At 69.8% G+C, this 400-nt stretch carries 1 protein-coding gene; it reads left to right on the top strand.

The genetic code is table 11. The features are described from left to right. The coding region (locus CCN37_RS41775) for a toxin-antitoxin system HicB family antitoxin (RefSeq protein WP_246843498.1) at positions 1-226 on the top strand (226 nt) is incomplete at its 5' end. Between the last annotated feature and the right edge of the window lie 174 nt (positions 227-400).

Raw genomic sequence — 400 nt, 5'->3', positions numbered from 1 at the left:
CGACGACGCCACCGGCAACATCAGCCGGGTCACGCTGCGCATGGTCGACGAGATCAAGTCCAAGGCCGAGAAGGCCGCGGCGTCGCAGGGCGTGTCGCTGAACAGCTGGATGGGCTACGCCGTGCGCAGCGCGCTGCAGAACCGGGCGAGCAACCAGCAGAAGGCGCGGCGGGAGCAGGAACAGCCAGAGACCGGCGAACGCCTTCGCGGCTGGGTTCGTGGCTGAGGCCAGGGGGAGAGACGAGATGAGCGAGTCCACCAACACCAGCTCCGACACCGGAGTCGTTCGCCAGCACGAGTTCGTCACCACCCGGCCCGCCGAGGTCGAGGTGCACGTGAACGCGGGCCGCGTCGAGGTCGAGCTGATCGGCGACCACGGCGCCTCGGTGACCGTGCGCCG

This window comes from Allokutzneria sp. NRRL B-24872, from assembly GCF_002155965.1.
Taxonomy (GTDB): domain Bacteria; phylum Actinomycetota; class Actinomycetes; order Mycobacteriales; family Pseudonocardiaceae; genus Allokutzneria.
This window is presented reverse-complemented; position numbering and strand designations above follow the sequence as displayed.